The organism is Streptomyces sp. NPDC030183 (genome assembly GCF_055573455.1).
The window spans coordinates 146,268-164,809 of record NZ_JBVIBK010000018.1 but is presented as its reverse complement, the minus strand read 5'-3'; the positions used below and the strand labels follow the sequence as shown (position 1 = coordinate 164,809).

The 18,542-nt window shown below is 71.7% G+C and carries 12 protein-coding genes; 4 read left to right on the top strand and 8 right to left on the bottom strand.

Translation table 11 applies throughout. The annotated features are described in order from the left end of the window. Positions 1–30 precede the first annotated feature (30 nt). The 6 genes from ACZ4Z2_RS22660 to ACZ4Z2_RS22635 all read right to left on the bottom strand — a co-directional run bounded on the left by ACZ4Z2_RS22660 (position 31) and on the right by ACZ4Z2_RS22635 (position 8,303). The gene (locus tag ACZ4Z2_RS22660; RefSeq protein WP_468078446.1) at positions 31–1,356 is read right to left on the bottom strand and encodes an L-fuconate dehydratase; all 1,326 of its coding nucleotides are present in this window, start codon (positions 1,354–1,356) and stop codon (positions 31–33) included. Between the two features lie 91 nt (positions 1,357–1,447). After that, positions 1,448–2,482 (bottom strand): ABC transporter permease, encoded by a 1,035-nt coding sequence (locus ACZ4Z2_RS22655; protein WP_468078493.1) that lies wholly within the window; start codon positions 2,480–2,482, stop codon positions 1,448–1,450. A 4-nt stretch (positions 2,483–2,486) separates the two neighbouring features. Next, the gene (locus ACZ4Z2_RS22650; protein WP_468078445.1) at positions 2,487–4,049 is read right to left on the bottom strand and encodes a sugar ABC transporter ATP-binding protein; all 1,563 of its coding nucleotides are present in this window, start codon (positions 4,047–4,049) and stop codon (positions 2,487–2,489) included. Positions 4,050–4,095: 46 nt separating this feature from the next. Beyond that, positions 4,096–5,157, bottom strand: coding sequence for a sugar ABC transporter substrate-binding protein (locus tag ACZ4Z2_RS22645; RefSeq protein ID WP_468078444.1), 1,062 nt, complete (start codon positions 5,155–5,157; stop codon positions 4,096–4,098). Between the two features lie 393 nt (positions 5,158–5,550). Next, positions 5,551–6,612: a glycoside hydrolase family 10 protein gene (locus tag ACZ4Z2_RS22640; RefSeq protein WP_468078443.1), complete on the bottom strand. Its 1,062-nt coding sequence runs from the start codon at positions 6,610–6,612 to the stop codon at positions 5,551–5,553. Between the two features lie 59 nt (positions 6,613–6,671). Beyond that, the gene (locus ACZ4Z2_RS22635) at positions 6,672–8,303 is read right to left on the bottom strand and encodes a glycoside hydrolase family 43 protein (protein ID WP_468078492.1); all 1,632 of its coding nucleotides are present in this window, start codon (positions 8,301–8,303) and stop codon (positions 6,672–6,674) included. 363 nt (positions 8,304–8,666) lie between these two features. On the opposite strand from ACZ4Z2_RS22635, the gene ACZ4Z2_RS22630 reads away from it, so the two are divergent. Then, positions 8,667–9,632: a CE1 family esterase gene (locus ACZ4Z2_RS22630; protein ID WP_468078442.1), complete on the top strand. Its 966-nt coding sequence runs from the start codon at positions 8,667–8,669 to the stop codon at positions 9,630–9,632. 82 nt (positions 9,633–9,714) lie between these two features. Here the strand turns inward: ACZ4Z2_RS22630 and ACZ4Z2_RS22625 are convergent, their stop codons facing one another. Further along, entirely contained in the window at positions 9,715–10,848 is a 1,134-nt protein-coding gene (locus ACZ4Z2_RS22625) for a GH12 family glycosyl hydrolase domain-containing protein (RefSeq protein WP_468078441.1), read from the bottom strand. Positions 10,849–11,040: 192 nt separating this feature from the next. Next, positions 11,041–12,666 (bottom strand): PucR family transcriptional regulator, encoded by a 1,626-nt coding sequence (locus tag ACZ4Z2_RS22620; RefSeq protein WP_468078440.1) that lies wholly within the window; start codon positions 12,664–12,666, stop codon positions 11,041–11,043. Positions 12,667–12,909: 243 nt separating this feature from the next. Between ACZ4Z2_RS22620 and ACZ4Z2_RS22615 the strand changes: the two genes are divergently transcribed. Genes ACZ4Z2_RS22615 through ACZ4Z2_RS22605 form a run of 3 tightly spaced genes read left to right on the top strand, consistent with a single transcriptional unit; the run spans position 12,910 to position 18,535 of the window. Then, the gene (locus tag ACZ4Z2_RS22615; RefSeq protein WP_468078439.1) at positions 12,910–14,178 is read left to right on the top strand and encodes an aspartate aminotransferase family protein; all 1,269 of its coding nucleotides are present in this window, start codon (positions 12,910–12,912) and stop codon (positions 14,176–14,178) included. Then, a complete protein-coding gene (locus ACZ4Z2_RS22610; RefSeq protein ID WP_468078438.1) occupies positions 14,175–17,099 on the top strand; it encodes an FAD-binding and (Fe-S)-binding domain-containing protein in 2,925 nt (974 codons plus the stop codon). Before ACZ4Z2_RS22615 ends, ACZ4Z2_RS22610 begins: the two co-directional genes overlap by 4 nt. After that, positions 17,096–18,535 carry an NAD-dependent succinate-semialdehyde dehydrogenase gene (locus ACZ4Z2_RS22605; protein WP_468078437.1) on the top strand — a complete coding sequence of 480 codons (1,440 nt, stop codon included), beginning with the start codon at positions 17,096–17,098 and terminating at the stop codon, positions 18,533–18,535. Before ACZ4Z2_RS22610 ends, ACZ4Z2_RS22605 begins: the two co-directional genes overlap by 4 nt. Positions 18,536–18,542: the final 7 nt, after the last annotated feature.

Here is an 18,542-nt window from a genome sequence, read left to right as displayed (position 1 = left end):
GGTGGGGTGGGCGTCGGCGGGGGAGGGGCGTCAGGCACGGGCCGTCCAGACCGGGCCGTCGGGGTAGGCGTACTCCTTCAGCGAGGCGGGGTGCATCTGTGCGCTCAGCCCGGGAAGGTCCGGCGCGAGATAGTGACCGCCCTCGATGCGGACCGGGTCGACGAAGTGCTCGTGCAGATGGTCGACGTACTCGATGACGCGGTCCTCGGTCGTGCCGGAGACGGCGACGTAGTCGAACATCGACAGGTGCTGGACCATCTCGCACAGGCCCACCCCGCCCGCGTGGGGGCAGACCGGCACGCCGAACTTGGCGGCGAGCAGCAGGATCGCGATGTTCTCGTTGACGCCGCCGACGCGGGCGGAGTCGATCTGCACGATGTCGACGGCCTCCGCCTGCAACAGCTGCTTGAAGACGACCCGGTTGGCGATGTGCTCGCCGGTGGCGACCTTGATGGGGCCGACCGCCCTGCGGACGGCGGCGTGGCCGAGGATGTCGTCGGGGGAGGTGGGTTCCTCGATCCAGTACGGCTGGTAGGGCGCCAGGGCGCGCATCCAGTCGATCGCCTCCTGGACGTCCCAGCGCTGGTTGGCGTCCACCGCGACACGGATGCCGTCGCCGACCGTCTCACGGGCGGTGCGCATGCGCCGTACGTCGTCCGCCAGGTCCGCGCCGACCTTCAGCTTGATCTGGGTGAAGCCGTCGGCGACCGCCTCGCGCGCCAGACGGGCCAGCTTCTCGTCGGAGTAGCCGAGCCATCCGGGGGTGGTGGTGTAAGCGGGGTAGCCGCGCTCCAGCAGGCCGGCGATCCGCTCCTGGCGGCCCGGCTCGGCGCGGCGCAGGATCTCCAGGGCCTCGGCGGGGGTGAGCGCGTCGGACAGCCAGCGGAAGTCGACCTGGGCGACCAGCTCCTCCGGTGACATCTCGGCGAGGAAGCGCCACACGGGTTTCCCGGCCCGCTTGGCGGCGAGGTCCCAGGCGGCGTTGACGACGGCTCCGGTGGCCATGTGGATGGCGCCCTTCTCCGGGCCCAGCCACCGCAGTTGGGGATCGTGGACGAGGGTGCGGGCGAAGGCTCCGAGATCGCCGCAGACCTCCTCGACGGACAGGCCCACCACATGGGGTGCGAGTGCCGCGATGGCGGCGGCCTGCACGTCGTTGCCCCGGCCGGTGGTGAAGGCCAGGGCGTGGCCTTCCAGGCCGTCACCGGCGTCGGTGCGCAGGACGACGTAGGCCGCGGAGTAGTCGGGCTCGGGGTTCATGGCGTCCGAGCCGTCGAGGTGTTCGGAGGTGGGGAACCGCACGTCCAGGACGTCCAGCGCGGTGATGCGGGCGGATGAGGGCACGGGGGAGGACATGACGGCAACTCCTGTGAGGGGCAAGGGACTTGCTTCCCTTGCGACGAGACGGAACACGACTGGGTCGGGCGGCCGGCGACGGCCGCCGGGTTCACTCCTGGACCTTGCCGCCGGTGATGCGGGAGATGGCGAGGGCGACCAGGATGATCAGGCCGTTCAGGGCGCCGATCCACTGGGCGGGCACGCCGGCCAGGGTGAGCACGTTCTGGATCATGAAGAGCAGGAGGATGCCGCTGAACGCGCCGAACATGGTGCCCTTGCCGCCGTTGAGGCTGATGCCGCCGATGACGGCGGCGGCGAAGACGGTGAAGATATAGCCGTTGCCCTGCGCGGACGCGACGGAGGCGAGGCGCCCGGAGAGCATCAGCCCGGCGAGCGCGGCGAGCAGACTGCCGGTGACGATGACGATCCACAGCACCCGGTCGGTGCGGATGCCCGCCGCCTTGGCCGCGTCGACGTTCCCGCCGATGGCGTACAGCGACCGGCCGAAGCCGGTCCAGCCGAGTACGACGATCGCGACGGCGAACAGCACCAGACAGATCCAGATCGACGCGGGGACACCGAACCATTCGGCGGTGCCGAGGTAGAGCATCGACTCGGGCAGCTGGAAGAAGGTCTGGCCGCCGGAGATGCCGGTGAGGATGCCGCGCAGCACGATCAGCATGCCCAGGGTGACGATGAAGCCGTTCAGCCCGAACCGGATGATCAGCAGGGCGTTGACCACGCCGATGAGGGCGCCGACGGCGAGGGTGACGGGCACGGCCCAGGCGCCGGGGAGCAGTCCGAGCCCGTGGCCGGCGCCGGTGGGCACCACCAGCCAGGCCGCGACACCGGGCGCGAGACCCATGGTGGACTCCAGCGACAGGTCCATCTTCTTGACGATCAGGATCATCGTCTGGGCGAGGACCAGCAGCGCCATCTCGGACATCGTCTGGAGGACGTTGACGAGGTTGTCGGCCTGGAGGAAGACGGGGTTGACGATCTGTCCGACGATCGCGATGACCACGATGGCCGGGACCAGCGCGAGATCGCGCATCCTGGCCAGGGGGATCCGGCCGCCGAGCAGGGCGGTACGCCTGGCCCGTGGCGTGGTCGCGGCGGACTCCGCGAGGACGGTCTCCGGCAGCACGTCAGGCATGCAGGTCCACTCCTTCCATCGCGGCCACGAGTTCGTGGTCGTGCCAGCCGCGGGCGATCTCTGAGGTCACTCGGCCCTGGAACATCACCAGGACCCGGTCGCACATGCGCAGGTCGTCGAGTTCGTCGGAGGCGATGAGCACTCCGGTGCCGGTCTGTGCGGTCTCCTCGACCTTGCCGAGGAGGAACTCCTTGGAGCGCACGTCCACGCCCGCGGTCGGATTGATCAGCACCAGCAGCCGGGGATCGTCGGCGAGGGCGCGCGCCATGACGACCTTCTGCTGGTTGCCCCCGGACAGGGCGGAGACGGGCAGTTCGGGGCCCGGCGTCTTGATCGCCAGCTTCTCGATCATGGCCTCGGCGAGCCGGTCGCGTCGCACACGGCTCAGGAACCCGCCCCGGCCCAGCCGCTCGGGCACCGACAGGGTGGCGTTGTCGGCGACCGACATGTCCGGCACGAGACCCTGGTGGTGCCGGTCCTGGGGGACGAACCCGGCGCCGGCCGCGAGCGCCGCGGGCACACTGCCCGGCCGGGGCCGGCTCCCGGCGATCTCCACCTCACCCGCCCGCGCCGCCCGCAGCCCCACCACCGTCTCGGCGACCTCCGTACGCCCGCTGCCCGCGGCGCCCGCCAGCCCCACGATCTCGCCGGCCCCGACCCTGAGGGTGACGTCGTCGTAGCCGTCGCCCCGCAGGGCGCGGAGGCTCAGCGCGGCCGGGGCGGGGGCGTCGAGGGTGCCGGCCCGTTCCGCGCGCCGGTCGGTCGCCGCCTCGCCGGTCATGGCGGCGACGAGGTCGCCCCGGGCGAGGTCGGCGACGGGCGCCGTCACGATGTGCCGGGCGTCGCGGAACACGGTCACCATGTCGCAGATCTCGTAGATCTCCTGGAGGTGGTGGCTGATGAAGAGGAAGGTGACGCCCTGGCGTTGCAGGTCCCTGATCCGGCCGAAGAGACGGTTGATGGCCGCCCCGTCGAGCTGGGCGGTCGGCTCGTCGAGGACGATGAACCGCGCCCCGAAGGACAGCGCCCGGGCGATCTCCACGAACTGCCGCTGCTCCACGCTCAGTTCCCCGGCCGGGGTCTGCGGGTCGACGTCCACCGACCAGGTCGACAGCAGCTCCTGCGCCCGGCGACGGGTCGCCTGCCAGCTGATGAGCCGGCCGCGGGCCCGGTCGTGCCGGTTCAGGAAGAGGTTCTCGGCGACCGTCAGGGTGGGGATGATGGTCGACTTCTGGTAGACGCAGGCCACCTCGCGCCGCCAGGCGTCCCGGTCACTGAGCCGGGGGGCGGGCCGGCCGCCGAAGGTCACCGTTCCTTCGTCGGGGGCCTGAAGACCCGTGAGGACCGACACCAGGGTCGACTTGCCGGCTCCGTTGCGGCCGACGAGGGCGTGGGTCTCGCCGGGCCTGATGGTGATCCCGGCGCCGTCGAGGGCCACGGTGGGGCCGAATCGTTTGACTATGCCCGCCGCTTCGACGACGGGCGGGCCCTGCTGGGTCCGTCCGTCGTCCGCCGGGGCGGGCGCGGGGCTGACTGTCCGTTCCCCGTCGCTCATCACAACCGCCTTGTGTCGGTTAGCCGTTGGTGACTGGCAGGGCAGGTCAGCCGAGGTTGTTGCCCCACAGGGACGTGTCGTCGCTCTTGACGCTGGGCACGCCGCCGTAGGTGCCGCCGTCGGCGGTGACGAGCGGTGCGGAGAGCTGGTCCTCCAGCAGACCGTCACGGACCTGGATGATGGTGCTGTCGTGGTCGGTCCTGCCGGGCTTGAACGTCTTCCCGTCGATCGCCGCCTTGAGGTAGAACAGGGCGTACTTGGCGTAGAGGTCGGCCGGCTGGGAGACCGTGGCGTCGATCTTCCCGGCGGCGATGGACTTCAGCTCCTCGGGAATGCCGTCGTTGGACACGACGAACACGTGCTTCTTGTCCTTCGGGTCGACCAGCAGGCCCTTCTGCTTGAGGAGCTGGAGGGTGCCGGACAGGGCGAAGCTGGACTGCATGTAGACACCCTTGATGTCGGGGTGCTGGGTCAGCCGGGTCTGCAGCTTCTGCGCGGCGACCGCGCCGTCCCAGTTGGTGGCCTCGCCGAACACCTTGATGTCCGGGTAGTTCTTCTTCATGCAGTCGTTGAACGCCTCGGTGCGGTCACGTCCGTTGATGGAGGAGAGGTCGCCCTGGAGCATGACGACCTTGCCCTTGCCGCCCAGCTTCGTGCCCAGGTACTGGCAGGCCTTCTCGCCGTAGGCGCGGTTGTCGGCCCGCACCACCATGAACACCTTGCCGCTGTCGGGGCGGGTGTCGACCGTGACGACGGGAATCTTCTTCGCCTCCAGTTGCGCCAGCGTCGGCGCGATGGCGGCGGTGTCCTGGGGGGCCATCGCGAGACCCTTGACGCCCTGGCTGATGAAGGTCTGCGCGTTGGCGGTGAGCTTGGCGACGTCGTTCTGCGAGTTGGTGGTCTTCAGGTCCAGGCCCAGCTCCTTGGCGTACTCCGGCGTGTACTTGATGTACGAGTTCCAGAAGTCGGTGTCGGAGCGCGGGTAGTCGACGCCGACGAGCGGCTTGTCGCCCGACGACGCGGTGGTGGAGCCGCTGCCGCAGGCGCTGAGCAGCGCCAGGGCGGACAGGGCGGAGACGGTCGAACAGAGGACGGTTCTGAGTCTCATGGGGCTTCCCTCGCGCTGGTCCCGGAGTGGAGAGTAGAGATGGGATGTCTTTATAGGCGCGTCATGAGTCTGCTGTCTAGTCCTCGGCGCAACTCGGCGCAAAGTGCCAGCTAGGCGGTGCGTGTGGGTGAGAGGAGGGGGTTGCGGGCCCTAGATCCATCCCATCAATCCGGTGGCGGAGGGCCGCCGTCAGGAGATGGGATGGGGGCACGTCGAGAAGGGCCGGCGGACGCCCCCGCGCCGCCGCGGGCGGAGGGGCCGTCCCCTTCTCGGTGAACGCCACGACGAGCAGGCCCCCGGCGGAGCGGGCCGGGGGCCTGTCATGAGGATGTCGAGATCAGCGGGTCGTCCCGGTGTCCGCGAGGCCCCGGGGCGCGTCCGGCCTCGACGCGGTCAGCGGTCCGTGGCGACCCGCTGCGCGGTGGGCGTGCCGCCCATCGTGGTCAGCGTCGACCGGTACGCCTGCTTCTTGTTGCCGCCACGGTCGAACAGCAGCGGGTTCTCCCCGCTGCGCCAGGAGTCGCTGTCACGGATGCCCCACACCGTGATGCCGGTGCAGCGCGCCACGTTCAGACACGCCCTGACCGTGTTGGCGTACGCGTTCGGCGGGGCCTGCGCGATGTCCAGCTCGGTGATCTGCACGTCCACTCCGAGAGCGGCGAAGTTCGACAGCGTCGTCTGGAAGCTGCCGGGAGGGCCGCCGGCACCGAAGTGGGACTGGAGACCCACGCAGTCGATGGGCACACCGCGCGCCTTGAAGTCACGCACCATGCGGTAGACGCCCTGCGTCTTCGCGGCGTTCCAGTCCTCGATGTTGTAGTCGTTGTAGCAGAGCTTGGCCGACGGGTCGGCGGCCCGGGCCGTGCGGAACGCCGTCTCGATGAAGCCGGTGCCCAGCACGTCACGGAAGACCGAACTGCGCATCTGACCGCTGCCGCCGTCGGCGAAGGCCTCGTTGACCACGTCCCAGGAGTGGATGCGGCCCTTGTAGCGGTTCGCCACTGTGGTGATGTGGTTGTTCATCACGCCGCGCAGCGTGTTCGCGTCCCTGATGGCCTTGACCCAGTCGGGCAGCTGGGAGTGCCACACCAGGGTGTGACCGCGGACCTTCTGGCCGCGGGAGACCGCGCGGTTCACGATCTGGTCGGCGGAGCCGAAGGTGAACTGGCCGCGGTTGCGCTCGGTCGCGTCCCACTTCATCTCGTTCTCGGGGGTGACCTGGTTGAACTCCCGGTCCAGGATGCCGGTGTACTGGCCGTCCCCGAGACGGCCGGCGGCCACGGCTGTGCCGAAGTACCGCCCGGACTGGGCGGCCTGGGCCCCCAGCGTGCTGGCCCTGGGCGCGTCCGGTGCGCGCTCGGCGCCGTTCGCGGTGCCGGGTGTCACCAGGGCGACCACGGCCGCCACGCCCAACACCGAGGCCCGGCGTCGGCCCGGTCGTTTCAACGGCTTCATCGTTTCTCCTCGTACGGTCGGGTGCGGGTGCGGGTGATGGTGATGCGGGTGCGGAGACCTCACGGTGTGGACAGCTCGAACCGTGTGACGCGGACCGCGCCGCCCAGCGCCTGTGTGGCGTGGTTGAAGAGGGCGAACCGGTAGCCCATGAAGAAGCGCCAGTCGTTGCCCATCGTGAAGGTGGGACCCAGGCGGGTGAAGGTGACACCGTCGGTGCTGTAGGAGAAGGTGGCGGGCCGGGGCGCTCCGGGACGGATGTCGGCGTTCGCCCGCAGCCAGACGCGACCCCCGGGCGCGTTCGCGCTCGCCCTCTCCACGCCCCTCCCCGTCGTGTTCCAACTGCCGTCCATGGTCAGCCCGTCCACCATCACGAGCCGGGTCACGCCGCCGTCGCGCTTGAGCCCGATCCACGCGGAGGAGTCCCGCAGCAGCGCGAGTCCGGCCCGGTCGCCGTCGCGCATCGCCGAGTGGTCGAGCAGGACGGTCGCCGTCGAGGTCGGGCCCTGGATGCGGTGCGTGAGGGTGTTGCGCGCCCAGTACAGGTCGTTGGTGACCGTCGCCGTGCGCAGGGTCAGGCCGTTGTTCACCGACCACTTGGTGTTGTCCGGGTTGTGGTTCCACTCCCACTTCGGTTTGAGGGTCGTCCCGTCGAAGGTGTCCACGCCGATCATCGGGGTGACCTGGCGGGGCGGGGCGGGCACCACCGGGGCCGGATACGAGGTGCCCCACGCGCCGTTCACCAGTTGCACCACGGGCCAGCCGTCCGAGGTCCAGGTGATGGGCGCCAGCGCCGGTACCCGGCCGCCGGGGTAGGCGTCCACGAACGCCAGGTAGTACCAGGCGCCGCTCTGCGTCCGCACCAGCCCGCCCTGGTGCGGGACGCCCCCGCCGGGGATCGGCCCGCGCAGGTCGAGGAGGACCTGGCGCATGGTGTACGGACCGAAGGGGCCGCTGGACGACTTGAGGATGTACTGGCCGTTCGCGGGGCGGGTCAGGAAGATGTAGTACTGCCCGTTGATCTTGTAGAAGCGGGCGCCCTCCAGGGTGCCGACGCTCGACGGTGTCGTGAACACCTGCTGGGTCCGCACCTGGGTGCGGCCGTCGGGCGAGAGCTGCGCCACGTTGATCGTGGTGTTCCCGTACGCCACGTACAGGGTGTCGTCGGTGTCCACGAGCAGCCCGGCGTCGTAGTACGGCGTGTTGATCGTGGTGTGCCTGGTCCACGGCCCCTCGACGGCGGTGGCCGTGTAGATGTACGTCCTGGCGAAGTCGATCTGGCCGAGCCAGTAGAAGGTCCCGTTGCTCGGCCGGTGGGCCAGCGACGACGCCCAGATCCCGCGGACGTATCCCCGGCCGCCGTTCAGGTCGTACTTGGCGCCGAAGTCGAGGCTCGGCACGGAGTGGCCGGCGATCTCCCAGTTCACCAGGTCGTAGGAGCGCAGCACGGGGGCGCCCGGCGAGTAGTGCATCGTCGACGCCGAGGCGTAGTACGTGTCGCCGACGCGGATGACGTCGATGTCGGCGAAGTCCTGCCAGACGACCGGGTTGGTGAAGTTGGCCGCCGCGCCGTCCGGTGCCTCGGCGGCGACCGAGGGGGACGGTCCGACCAGCGGGAGGAAGGCGCCCGACGCCAGACCGGCGGCCGCGGTCAGCGCTTGACGACGGCCCCAATGGTGACGAGGGCATGACATATCCATGTCGGTCTCCTTGTGCGGCCGGGCCGGTGCGGACGGTGGGGGAACCGTGTGGGCCGGGGAGCGGGGGGTGGTGCCGGGTCGATGTGCGTTCGCAATATCGAACATCAGACGACTCATCGAGCACTCTGGATGATAGGAGCGCCAAGAAACGAGTCAAGACCTCTCGCATGATTCGGATTTGATCACGAAATATTTCGCTTGATCAGCGGTTGGAATCGGCCAGGAGTGGCGGGTGGTGCGTCTGTCGTGAGCTGTTGACATGTTCAGTCGCCTCTCTATGCTCCCGGACAATCGCTCGACGGTCGGAGTTGTTCGATCGTTAACAAGGCCGAATCTTGCGTAGACAAGGGAGTCGCATTGATCACCCGGACACAGATCCTCTTACGGCCCGCCGTTGTCGCGGTCCTGCTCGTCCTGACCCTGGCCGGCACCGCCCTGGCCGGCGGCCCCGGCGGGGGCGTCGCACTCGCGGCCTCCGAACCGGCCGCCGCCCCCGCCCGCGAGGCCGCCGGGAGCCCCGGCTGCGGCAAGGCACCCGGCCTGAACAGCGGCACGCACACGATCCAGAGCAGCGGCAAGAACCGGAACTTCATCCTGCGGGTCCCGGACGGCTACGACCGCAACCGCGCCTACCGGCTGGTCTTCGGCTTCCACTGGCTGGGCGGCACCTCCAACGACGTCGCCACGGGCCGCACCGTGGAGACCGGCACCTGGGCCTACTACGGCCTCCAGCGCCTGGCGAACAACAGCACGATCTTCGTCGCGCCGCAGGGCCTCAACAACGGCTGGGCCAACTCCGGCGGCGAGGACATCACCTTCGTCGACGACATGCTCCGGCGGATCGAGGGCGCCCTGTGCGTCGAGACCACCCAGCGCTTCGCCCTGGGCTTCAGCTACGGCGGCGCCATGTCGTACTCCCTCGCGTGCTCCCGCGCGAACGTCTTCCGCGCGGTCGCCGTCCAGAGCGGCGGCGTGCTCAGCGGATGCAACGGCGGCGGTCAGCGCATCGCCTACCTCGGCGTGCACGGCCTCAGGGACAGCGTCCTGAACATCTCCGGCGGACGGGCCATGCGGGACAGGTTCGTCAGGAACAACGGCTGCGCCGCCCAGAACCCGCCCGAGCCGTCGCAGGGCAGCCTCCAGCACCGGGTCACCACCTACTCCGGATGCGCTGCCGGATACCCGGTCGCCTGGGCCGCCTTCGACGAAGGGCACATCGCCGCGCCCCAGGACGGACGCGGCGGTGACAGCGGCTCCCGGACCTGGCTGCCGGCCGAGATCTGGAAGTTCTTCACCCAGTTCGGTCGGACCACCGCGCCCTGACCCGGGCGGGCCGGCCACGGGGGACCGGCCGGCCACGACCGGCCGGCGCCGGACGCCGTACGCGCGTCCGGCGCCGGTCGCGTCACGCCCTGGTGCAGGCCGTGCCGTTCAGGCTGAACGAGCCGGGCGAGGCGAAGGCGCCGCTGTAGGTGCCCTGGAAGCCGAACGTCTGGCTGCCTCCGGGGGAGATGCTCGCGTTGTGCGCCAGACCGCTCGCCGTGACGGAGCCCGACGACGGGGACACGGACGCGCTCCAGGCGCCGGTGATCTGCTGGCCGGAGGGCAGGGTGAAGGCGAGACGCCAGCCGTCGACGGGAGCCGACCCGGTGTTGGAGACGGTGACGTTCGCCGTGAACCCGCCCTGCCACACGTTCGTGGCGTACGACACCGCGCACCCGGCGCCGCCGCCCGGGCCACCCGGACCCCCGGGTCCGCCGCCCGTCTCGACGGTGGAGGAGAACGAGTTCACGGACAGCCCCGTGCCGTTCTGCCAGGGCTCGAAACCGGCCTGGACGCTCGTCAGGTACCAGTTGTTCTGCGCCATCCCGCGGGACACGGCCTGCCGGACGAAGTCCATCACGTCGAAGCTCCAGCTGCCGATGGCCGACGGGGCGACGAAGGACAGCACGTCGTTGGTGCCGTTGCCGCCCTGCCACACCTGCCAGCTGCGCCCGCCCACGGTGGCGGTGCCGACCTGGGAGCCGATGGGCTGGATCGGGCCCACCTTGTTGAGCCAGATCATGATCTCGGTCCGGTTCACCCCGTCGGTGCGGGGCGTCGGGTCCAGCCAGATGTCGTACGAGGCGTTGTAGACGGCGTCGCCGACATACCCGTACGAGATGCTGCTCGGCGCGCTGGAGATACGGGAGAGCTGCGCGGGGAGGTTCGTCCCCGGTGAGCAGTTGGTGTAGTGGCAGCCGTTGAAGACGGAGGGGTACGACTTCGGCGCGCCGTTGGTCGGGACGGAGCCGTCGGCCCGGCTGACCCGGAAACCGGAGCCCGTGGTCGTGACGCACTGGGGCTGGCTGGTGCCCCAGCGGTTGTTCTGGACGACGTAACGGCCCTGGATGACGGCTGAGCCGAACTGGTCGCAGACCGTGGTGTCGGCCTGGGCCGGTGGTGTGGCGGCGAAGAGCGCCACGACGGTGACGAGCGCGGTGACGAGCGCGCCCAACGGACCGCGCACGAAGCGCGGAAGACATGGTGACGGTCGCATGGGGGACCTCTTTCGGAGGTACGGCCGGGAAGGTGGGGTGACGTGGGCGCTCCGCATCCCCCGTGGTGGGAGCGCTCCCAATTCCTGTTCCGCTGAGGACTGTAGGAGCGAGGCCATGCCCCTGACAACCCTGGTGCGCCGGTTGGTCGTACCACGCCGGACCGCACCGGTGGGGACGGTCGGCCGTACCTGTCACCGGGCCCGCAGCGCGTCGAGCGCGGCGAGAGCCACATGGAGTTCCGTCCGTTCCTCCCCGGACTCCAGGTCGCGGCCGAGGAGCCGCTCGATGGTGCGCAGCCGCTGGTACATGGTCTCGCGGGCGAGACCGCCCCGGCGTGCGGCCGTCGTCTTGTTGCCGGCGGCGTCGAGGTAGTGGCGCAGCGTCGTCAGCAGGTCGGAGCCGTGCTGGGCGTCGTGCTCGATGAGCCTGCCGAGCTGGCGCTCGGTGTACTCCTGGATCCGGGTGTCCTGACGGAGCGCGTACAGCAGGCGCCGCAGACCGATGTCGGACAGCTCGTGGAAGGAGCGGCCCCGGGCGAGGGGCAAGTTGGGGGGAGTGGCCTCGGCGACGCGGGCCGCCTCGCGGAAGGAGCGGGCGGCGTCGGCCAGGTCCACGACCTCGGAACCCACGCTCACCACCGGCCGGGGCTCCCCCTCGGACGTGGAGTCGCACAGCTGCTCCACGACCGGGCGCCACGGCTGCGCGGGACGCAGGGCGAGCAGGACGCCGACGCGGCCGGGAGCCAGCTCACCCACGAGCCCCGCGACACCGGACGCCTGGAGCCCCTGGAGCAGCCGCGCCTCCGACTCATGGCCCCCGCCGCCCGCCGGGAGGTCCACGAGCACCGCGACGAACCGGCTCCGGTCGGCGGAGAGGCCCAGCGCCGCACAGCGGGCCCGGGCGTCCTCCGCCGAGCGGTGGCGCCGCTCGACCAGGTCGCGCAGGGCGCTGCGGTGCGCGGTGCGCTCCCAGGGAGTGGGGTGGATGAGACGGGCCACCGTCAGGGCCATGGCGGTCCGCTCCAGCACCGTGCGGTGCTCCGGTCCGAAGGCGGGTCCGTCCGGCCCGGCCGGCAGCATGGCCACCCGGCCCCAGCGCTCCCCCTGGTACTCGACGGGAGCGGTGAGCCAGCCCTCCGGCCCCTGCACCGCCGTGCCCTCGTCCGCCGCGGTGGCCCGGGAGCGGTGTTCCCAGCCGGTGAGCGCCTCCTCGACGGTGCCACCGGACGGCTCGCAGATCAGCGCCTGGTGCACCAGGTTCTCCAGGACGACCGTGCGGCCGCTCATCTCGGCCGCCGCGCGCACCACCTCCTCCGGCCCCGCACCGCGCAGGGTGAGCGCGGTGAACGCCTCATGGACACGCTGGGTGCGCCGCATCGCGTCCGCCTGGTTGCCGAGCAGCAGGGCGTGCACGACCTGGGTGACCTCCAGGAAGTTGACGTCCTTGGCGAGGGTGACGAGCGGCAGTTCCCGGACCCGGCAGGCGTCGACCAGCGCGTCCGGCGGGCGGTGGTAGCGGCGCACCAGTTCGATGACCAGCGCCGCGGCCCCGACGTCGGCCAGCTCGTCGACGTACCGGCGCACCCCGGCCGTGTCCTGCGGCAGCGGCATGCCGGTGGTCAGGACGAGTTCGCCGCCCTTCAGGAAGGACGCGGGATCGGTCAGCTCCGTGATGTGCACCCAGCGGACCGGCCGGTCCAGCCGCTGCCCGCCGGTCACGACCCGCGGCTGTCCGGCGGCAAGTACGGGAAGGGCCAGGGCGTCGGCCACGGTGAGCGGACGGGCGGGTCCCTCGGCGGCCGGATGGTCCTCGTTCACGGTGTCTCCATGGGGTTGCCGCCCCACCCCTGCGCGCGGGGAGTGCCCGGCCACTGTGACAAGCGTCGCTGACCTGCGCAAGAGCCGTCCGGCAGGAGAACAAGCGGACACGACCCAGTGGCGCTGACACAACGTCCGGATGTCGCGCCCCGTCCGGACACTTCGCGCGTTGGCGCCGATCGGGCCCCCCGAGATCCTCGAAGGGCCGCAGCAGACCATCGAGACCCAGGCCGGGAGACGAACATGACCGCACTGTCGCCGCACCTTCGCCAGGCCACACCCGTGGTGGCGGCCCGGGGCGAGGGCGTCCACCTCTACGGGGAGGACGGCCGCCGCTACCTCGACTTCACCGCCGGCATCGGCGTCACCAGCACCGGACACTGCCACCCCAAGGTCGTGGCGGCCGCCCAGGAGCAGGTGGCCACCCTCGTCCACGGCCAGTACACGACGGTGATGCACCGGCCCCTGCGACAGCTCGTCGAGAAGCTCGGCGAGGTGCTGCCCGCCGGCCTCGACAGCCTCTTCTTCACCAACTCCGGCAGCGAGGCCGTGGAGGCCGCGCTCCGCCTGGCCCGCCAGGCCACCGGCCGGCCCAACGTCATCGTCTGCCACGGCGGCTTCCACGGCCGCACGGTCGCCGCCGCCTCCATGACGACCTCCGGCACCCGCTTCCGGTCCGGGTTCTCCCCGCTGATGAGCGGTGTGGTCGTCACCCCCTTCCCGTCGGCCTACCGCTACGGCTGGGACGAGGACACCGCGACCCGCTTCGCCCTCAAGGAGCTGGACTACACGCTCCAGACGATCTCCTCGCCCGCCGACACCGCCGCGATCATCGTCGAGCCCGTTCTCGGCGAGGGCGGTTACGTGCCCGCCACCCGCGCCTTCCTCGAAGGACTGCGGGAACGCGCCGACCGGCACGGCTTCCTGCTCATCCTCGACGAGGTGCAGACCGGCGTCGGCCGCACCGGCCGCTTCTGGGGCCATGACCACTTCGGCGTCACCCCGGACATCCTCGTCACCGCCAAGGGCCTCGCCAGCGGCTTCCCGCTGTCCGGCATCGCCGCCTCCGAGGAACTGATGGCCAAGGCATGGCCCGGCTCCCAGGGCGGTACGTACGGCGCCAACGCCGTCGCCTGCGCCGCCGCCTGCGCCACCCTCGACGTAGTCCGCGACGAGCGGCTCGTCGAGAACGCCGAGGCCATGGGCAAGCGGCTGCGCCAGGGCCTGGAGGCGGTCGCCGACCGCACCCCCGGCATCGGCGACGTGCGCGGCCTCGGGCTGATGCTGGCCACCGAGTTCGTCACCGAGGACGGCGCCCCCGACCCCGAGACCGCCGCCCGCGTCCAGCGCGCCGCCATCGACGAGGGCCTGCTCCTGCTGCTGTGCGGCGCCTGGAACCAGGTCGTCCGCATGATCCCGGCGCTGGTCATCGACGAGACAGCGGTCGACGAGGGCCTCCAGGCGTGGGCGACGGCCGTGGAGGCCGGTACATCCGGAGCGGCGGAACGATGACCGACACCACCACGGCCCCGGAGCGGCAGGCGCCGGCCACCCCCGACCTGGAGCGGCTGGTCGCGCGGCTCGCCGGGACCGCGCCCGGCCTGCGGGTGGAGACCGGCCCTGGCTCCACCGGCCCCTACGCCTACGACGCCTCCAACTACCGGGTCCCCCCGCGGGCCGTGGTGTTCCCCCGTGGCGCCGACGACGTCGTCGCGGTGCTGCGCGCCTGCCGGGAGACCGGAGTCCCGGTCACCGCGCGCGGCGGCGGTACCAGCATGGCGGGCAACGCCGTCGGCCCCGGCGTGGTCCTGGACTTCTCCCGGCACATGAACCGGATCCTCGACATCGACCCGGTCGCGCGTACCGCCCGCGTCGAGGCCGGCGTCGTCCTCGACGCGCTGCGCAGCGCCACCGCCCTCCAGGGCCTGACGTTCGGCCCCGACCCGTCCTCGCACAGCCGCTGCACCCTCGGCGGCATGATCGGCAACGACGCGTGCGGCAACCGGTCGGTGCGCCACGGCCGCACCAGCAGCCACATCGAGGCCCTGGAGATCGTGACCGCCGACGGCGTACGGGCCGTCGCCGACCACCAGGGCCTGCGCGCGGCGGACCCGGACGACACGGCCGCGGTCCGACGTGTCGCGCGCCTGCGCGCCGACGTGCGCGCCCTGATCGACGCCAACCTGGCGCCGATCCGCACCGAACTGGGCCGGGTCCCGCGCCACGTCTCCGGTTACCAGCTGCACCACCTGCTGCCCGAGCACGGCTTCGACATGGCCCGCGCCCTGGTCGGTACCGAAGGCTCCTGTGCGGTCGTCACCGCGGCGACGGTCCGCCTGGTGGCGACCGCACAGGCCACCACCCTCCTCGCCCTCGGCTACGGCGACGTGGTCGACGCCGCCGAGGACGTCCCCGAGATCCTGCGCTGGAACCCCACCGCCGTGGAGGGCATGGACGAGGCGATCGTGGCCACCATGCGCGCCCGCCGCGGCCCGGACTCCGTGACGGGACTGCCCGAGGGGCGGGCCTGGCTCTACGTCGAACTCGATGGCGACGACCAGGCGGCGGTGGACACCCGCGCCGCCGAACTGCTCGACGTGCTCAAGGCCCAGGGCCGGATGACCGGCGGACGCGTCGTGCGGAGCCCCGGGGAGCGGCGCTCGCTGTGGCGGGTCCGCGAGGACGGCGCCGGGCTCGCCGCCCGGCTCGTCGACGGCGGGGAGTCCTGGCCCGGCTGGGAGGACGCGGCCGTCGCCCCGGAGAACCTCGCCGCCTATCTGCGGGACTTCCGCGCGCTGCTGGCCGCCCACGAGCTGACCGGGGTGCTGTACGGCCACTTCGGCGCCGGCTGCGTCCATGTCCGCATCGACTTCGACCTCGCCACCGGCCCCGGCCGGGCCGCCGCGCGCCGCTTCCTCGGCGAGGCGGCGACCCTCGTGGTCTCCCACGGCGGCTCCCTGTCGGGCGAGCACGGCGACGGGCGGGCGCGCGGTGAGCTGCTGGAGGTCATGTACAGCCACCGCATGATCCGGACGTTCGCCGCGTTCAAGGAGATCTTCGACCCCGAGGGGCTGCTCAACCCCGGTGTCATCGTGGACCCGGCTCCCCTCGACGCCGACCTCGCGCTGCACACACCGGCCGAGGTGCTGCCGGTCGAGACCCTCTTCACCTTCCCGCACGACGAGGACGGCTTCGCGGGCGCGGTTCGCCGCTGCGTCGGTGTCGGCCGCTGCCGCAGCGACGCGGGCGGCGTGATGTGCCCCAGCTACCGGGCGACGGGGGAGGAGAGCGACTCCACGCGGGGCCGTGCCCGGCTGCTCCAGGAGATGGTGCGCGGCGGGACCGTCGAGGACGGCTGGCGCTCCACCGAGGTGCGGGACGCCCTCGACCTGTGCCTGTCCTGCAAGGCGTGTTCCAGCGACTGCCCGGTGGGCGTCGACATGGCCACGTACAAGGCGGAGTTCCTGCACCACCACTACAAGGGCAGGCTCAGGCCTCGCTCCCACTACTCGCTGGGCTGGCTGCCGCTGACCTCGGCCCTCGCCGGCTACGCCGCCCGCCCGCTGAACGCGCTGCTGCGCGGCCCGGTCGGCAGGCTCCTCGCCCGCCTCGGCGGTGTCACCACCAAGCGCCGCATCCCGGCCTTCGCCTCCCGGCACGCGCTGCGGCAGGCCCTGCGCCGGGCGGGGACCGGTGAACCGGCGAAGACGCTGCTCTTCGTCGACAGCTTCACCCGGGCCTTCCGGCCCGAGGTCGCCGGGGCCGCGAGCCGAGTGCTCGCGGACGCGGGCATCCCCTGCACGGCGGAGGAGGGCCTGTGCTGCGGCCTGACCTGGGTCAGCACCGGCCAGCTGTCCGTCGCCCGCCGCGTGATGGCCCGTACGGTCGCCCGCCTCGACAACGGTGACGACCGCCCCATCGTCGTCGCCGAGCCCAGCTGCGCCGCCGCCCTCAAGCGCGACGTGCCCGAACTGCTCGGCACCGACGCCGCCCGCCGTGTCGCCGACCGCGTCCACACCCTGACCGGCGCGCTGACCGAGCTCGCCGAACCCGGCTGGACGCCACCGGAGCTGCCGGGGAACGTCGTCCTGCAGACCCACTGCCACGAGTACGCCACCTTCAAGGGCCACCACCCCCGCGACCTGCTCGGCCGCCTCGGCGTGGGGAAGATCGACGAGGCGGAGGGCTGCTGCGGACTCGCCGGCAACTTCGGCTTCGAGGCCGACCACTACGACACCTCGATGGCCGTCGCCGACCTCGCCCTGAAGCCCCGCCTCGACGCCGTCGACGCCCGGGGACCGGCCGTGGTCGTCGCCGACGGCTTCAGCTGCGCCACCCAGATCGACCATCTCGCCGGTGACCGGGGCGTCCGCGCCCTGCACCTCGCGGAACTGCTCGACCCCGCCGCCGACCAACCTGGAGGAACCCCATGACCGACACACCCACGCAGTTGTTCATCGGCGGCACCTGGGTCGACGCCGCCGACGGCGCCACCATGCCCGTCGACGACCCCGCGACCGGCGAGGTCCTCTGTCATGTCGCCGACGCCGGCCCGAAGGACGCCCGGCTCGCCGAGGAGGCCGCCGTCCGCGCCCAGGAGGAGTGGGCCCGCACGGCGCCCCGGGCGCGCAGCGAGATCCTGCGCCGGGCGTACGAGATCATCGTCGAGCGCACCGACGAGCTCGCCCATCTGATGACCGCCGAGATGGGCAAGCCGCTCGCCGAGGCCAGGGGAGAGGTGGCGTACGCCGCCGAGTTCTTCCGCTGGTTCTCCGAGGAGGCCGTCCGGATCGACGGCGGCCTCGGCACCCTGCCCGACGGCCGCAACCGCATGCTGCTGTCCCGCCGCCCGGTCGGTCCCTGCCTGCTGATCACCCCGTGGAACTTCCCGCTGGCCATGGGCACCCGCAAGATCGGCCCGGCGATCGCCGCGGGCTGCACGATGGTGCTCAAGCCGGCCCCGCAGACCCCGCTCTCCAGCCTGGCTCTCGCCGCGATCCTGAAGGAGGCCGGGCTGCCGGACGGCGTGCTGAACGTCGTCACCACCTCCCGTGCGGGGGAGGTGTGCGAACCGCTCCTGCGCGGCGGGCGGATTCGCAAGCTGTCCTTCACCGGCTCCACGGGCGTCGGCCGCCTGCTGCTCGCCCAGAGCGCGGACGCGGTGGTGCGCACCTCCATGGAACTGGGCGGGAACGCGCCGTTCATCGTGTTCGAGGACGCGGACCTGGACAAGGCCGTGGACGGCGCGATGGTCGCCAAGATGCGCAACATGGGCGAGGCGTGCACCGCCGCCAACCGATTCTTCGTGCACACCTCCGTGGTGGAGGAGTTCGGGCGGCGGCTGGCCGAGCGCATGGGCGCGCTGGTCGTGGGCCCCGGTACGCGCGACGGTGTCGACGTCGGCCCGCTGATCGACCGCAACGGCCGGGGCAAGGTCGAGGAACTGGTCGCCGACGCGGTGGAGCGCGGCGCCCGGGTGCTGGTCGGCGGCCGTACCCCGGAGGGTCCGGGCTGCTTCTACCCGCCGACCGTGCTCACCGATGTCGACCCCGGCAGCCGTCTGATGGACACCGAGATCTTCGGTCCGGTCGCCGCGATCCTCACCTTCGACGACGAGGACGAGGTGGTCCGCCGGGCCAACGACACCCCGTGGGGCCTCGTCGGCTACGTCTTCACCGAGGGCCTGGACCGCGCCCTGCGCGTCAGCGAACGCCTGGAGGTCGGCATGGTCGGCCTCAACACCGGCCTCGTGTCCAACCCGGCCGCGCCCTTCGGCGGCGTGAAGCAGTCCGGGCTGGGCCGCGAGGGCGGCCGGGTGGGGATCGACGAGTTCCTGGAGTACCAGTACGTCGCGGTGCCCGTGGGATGACGGCGGC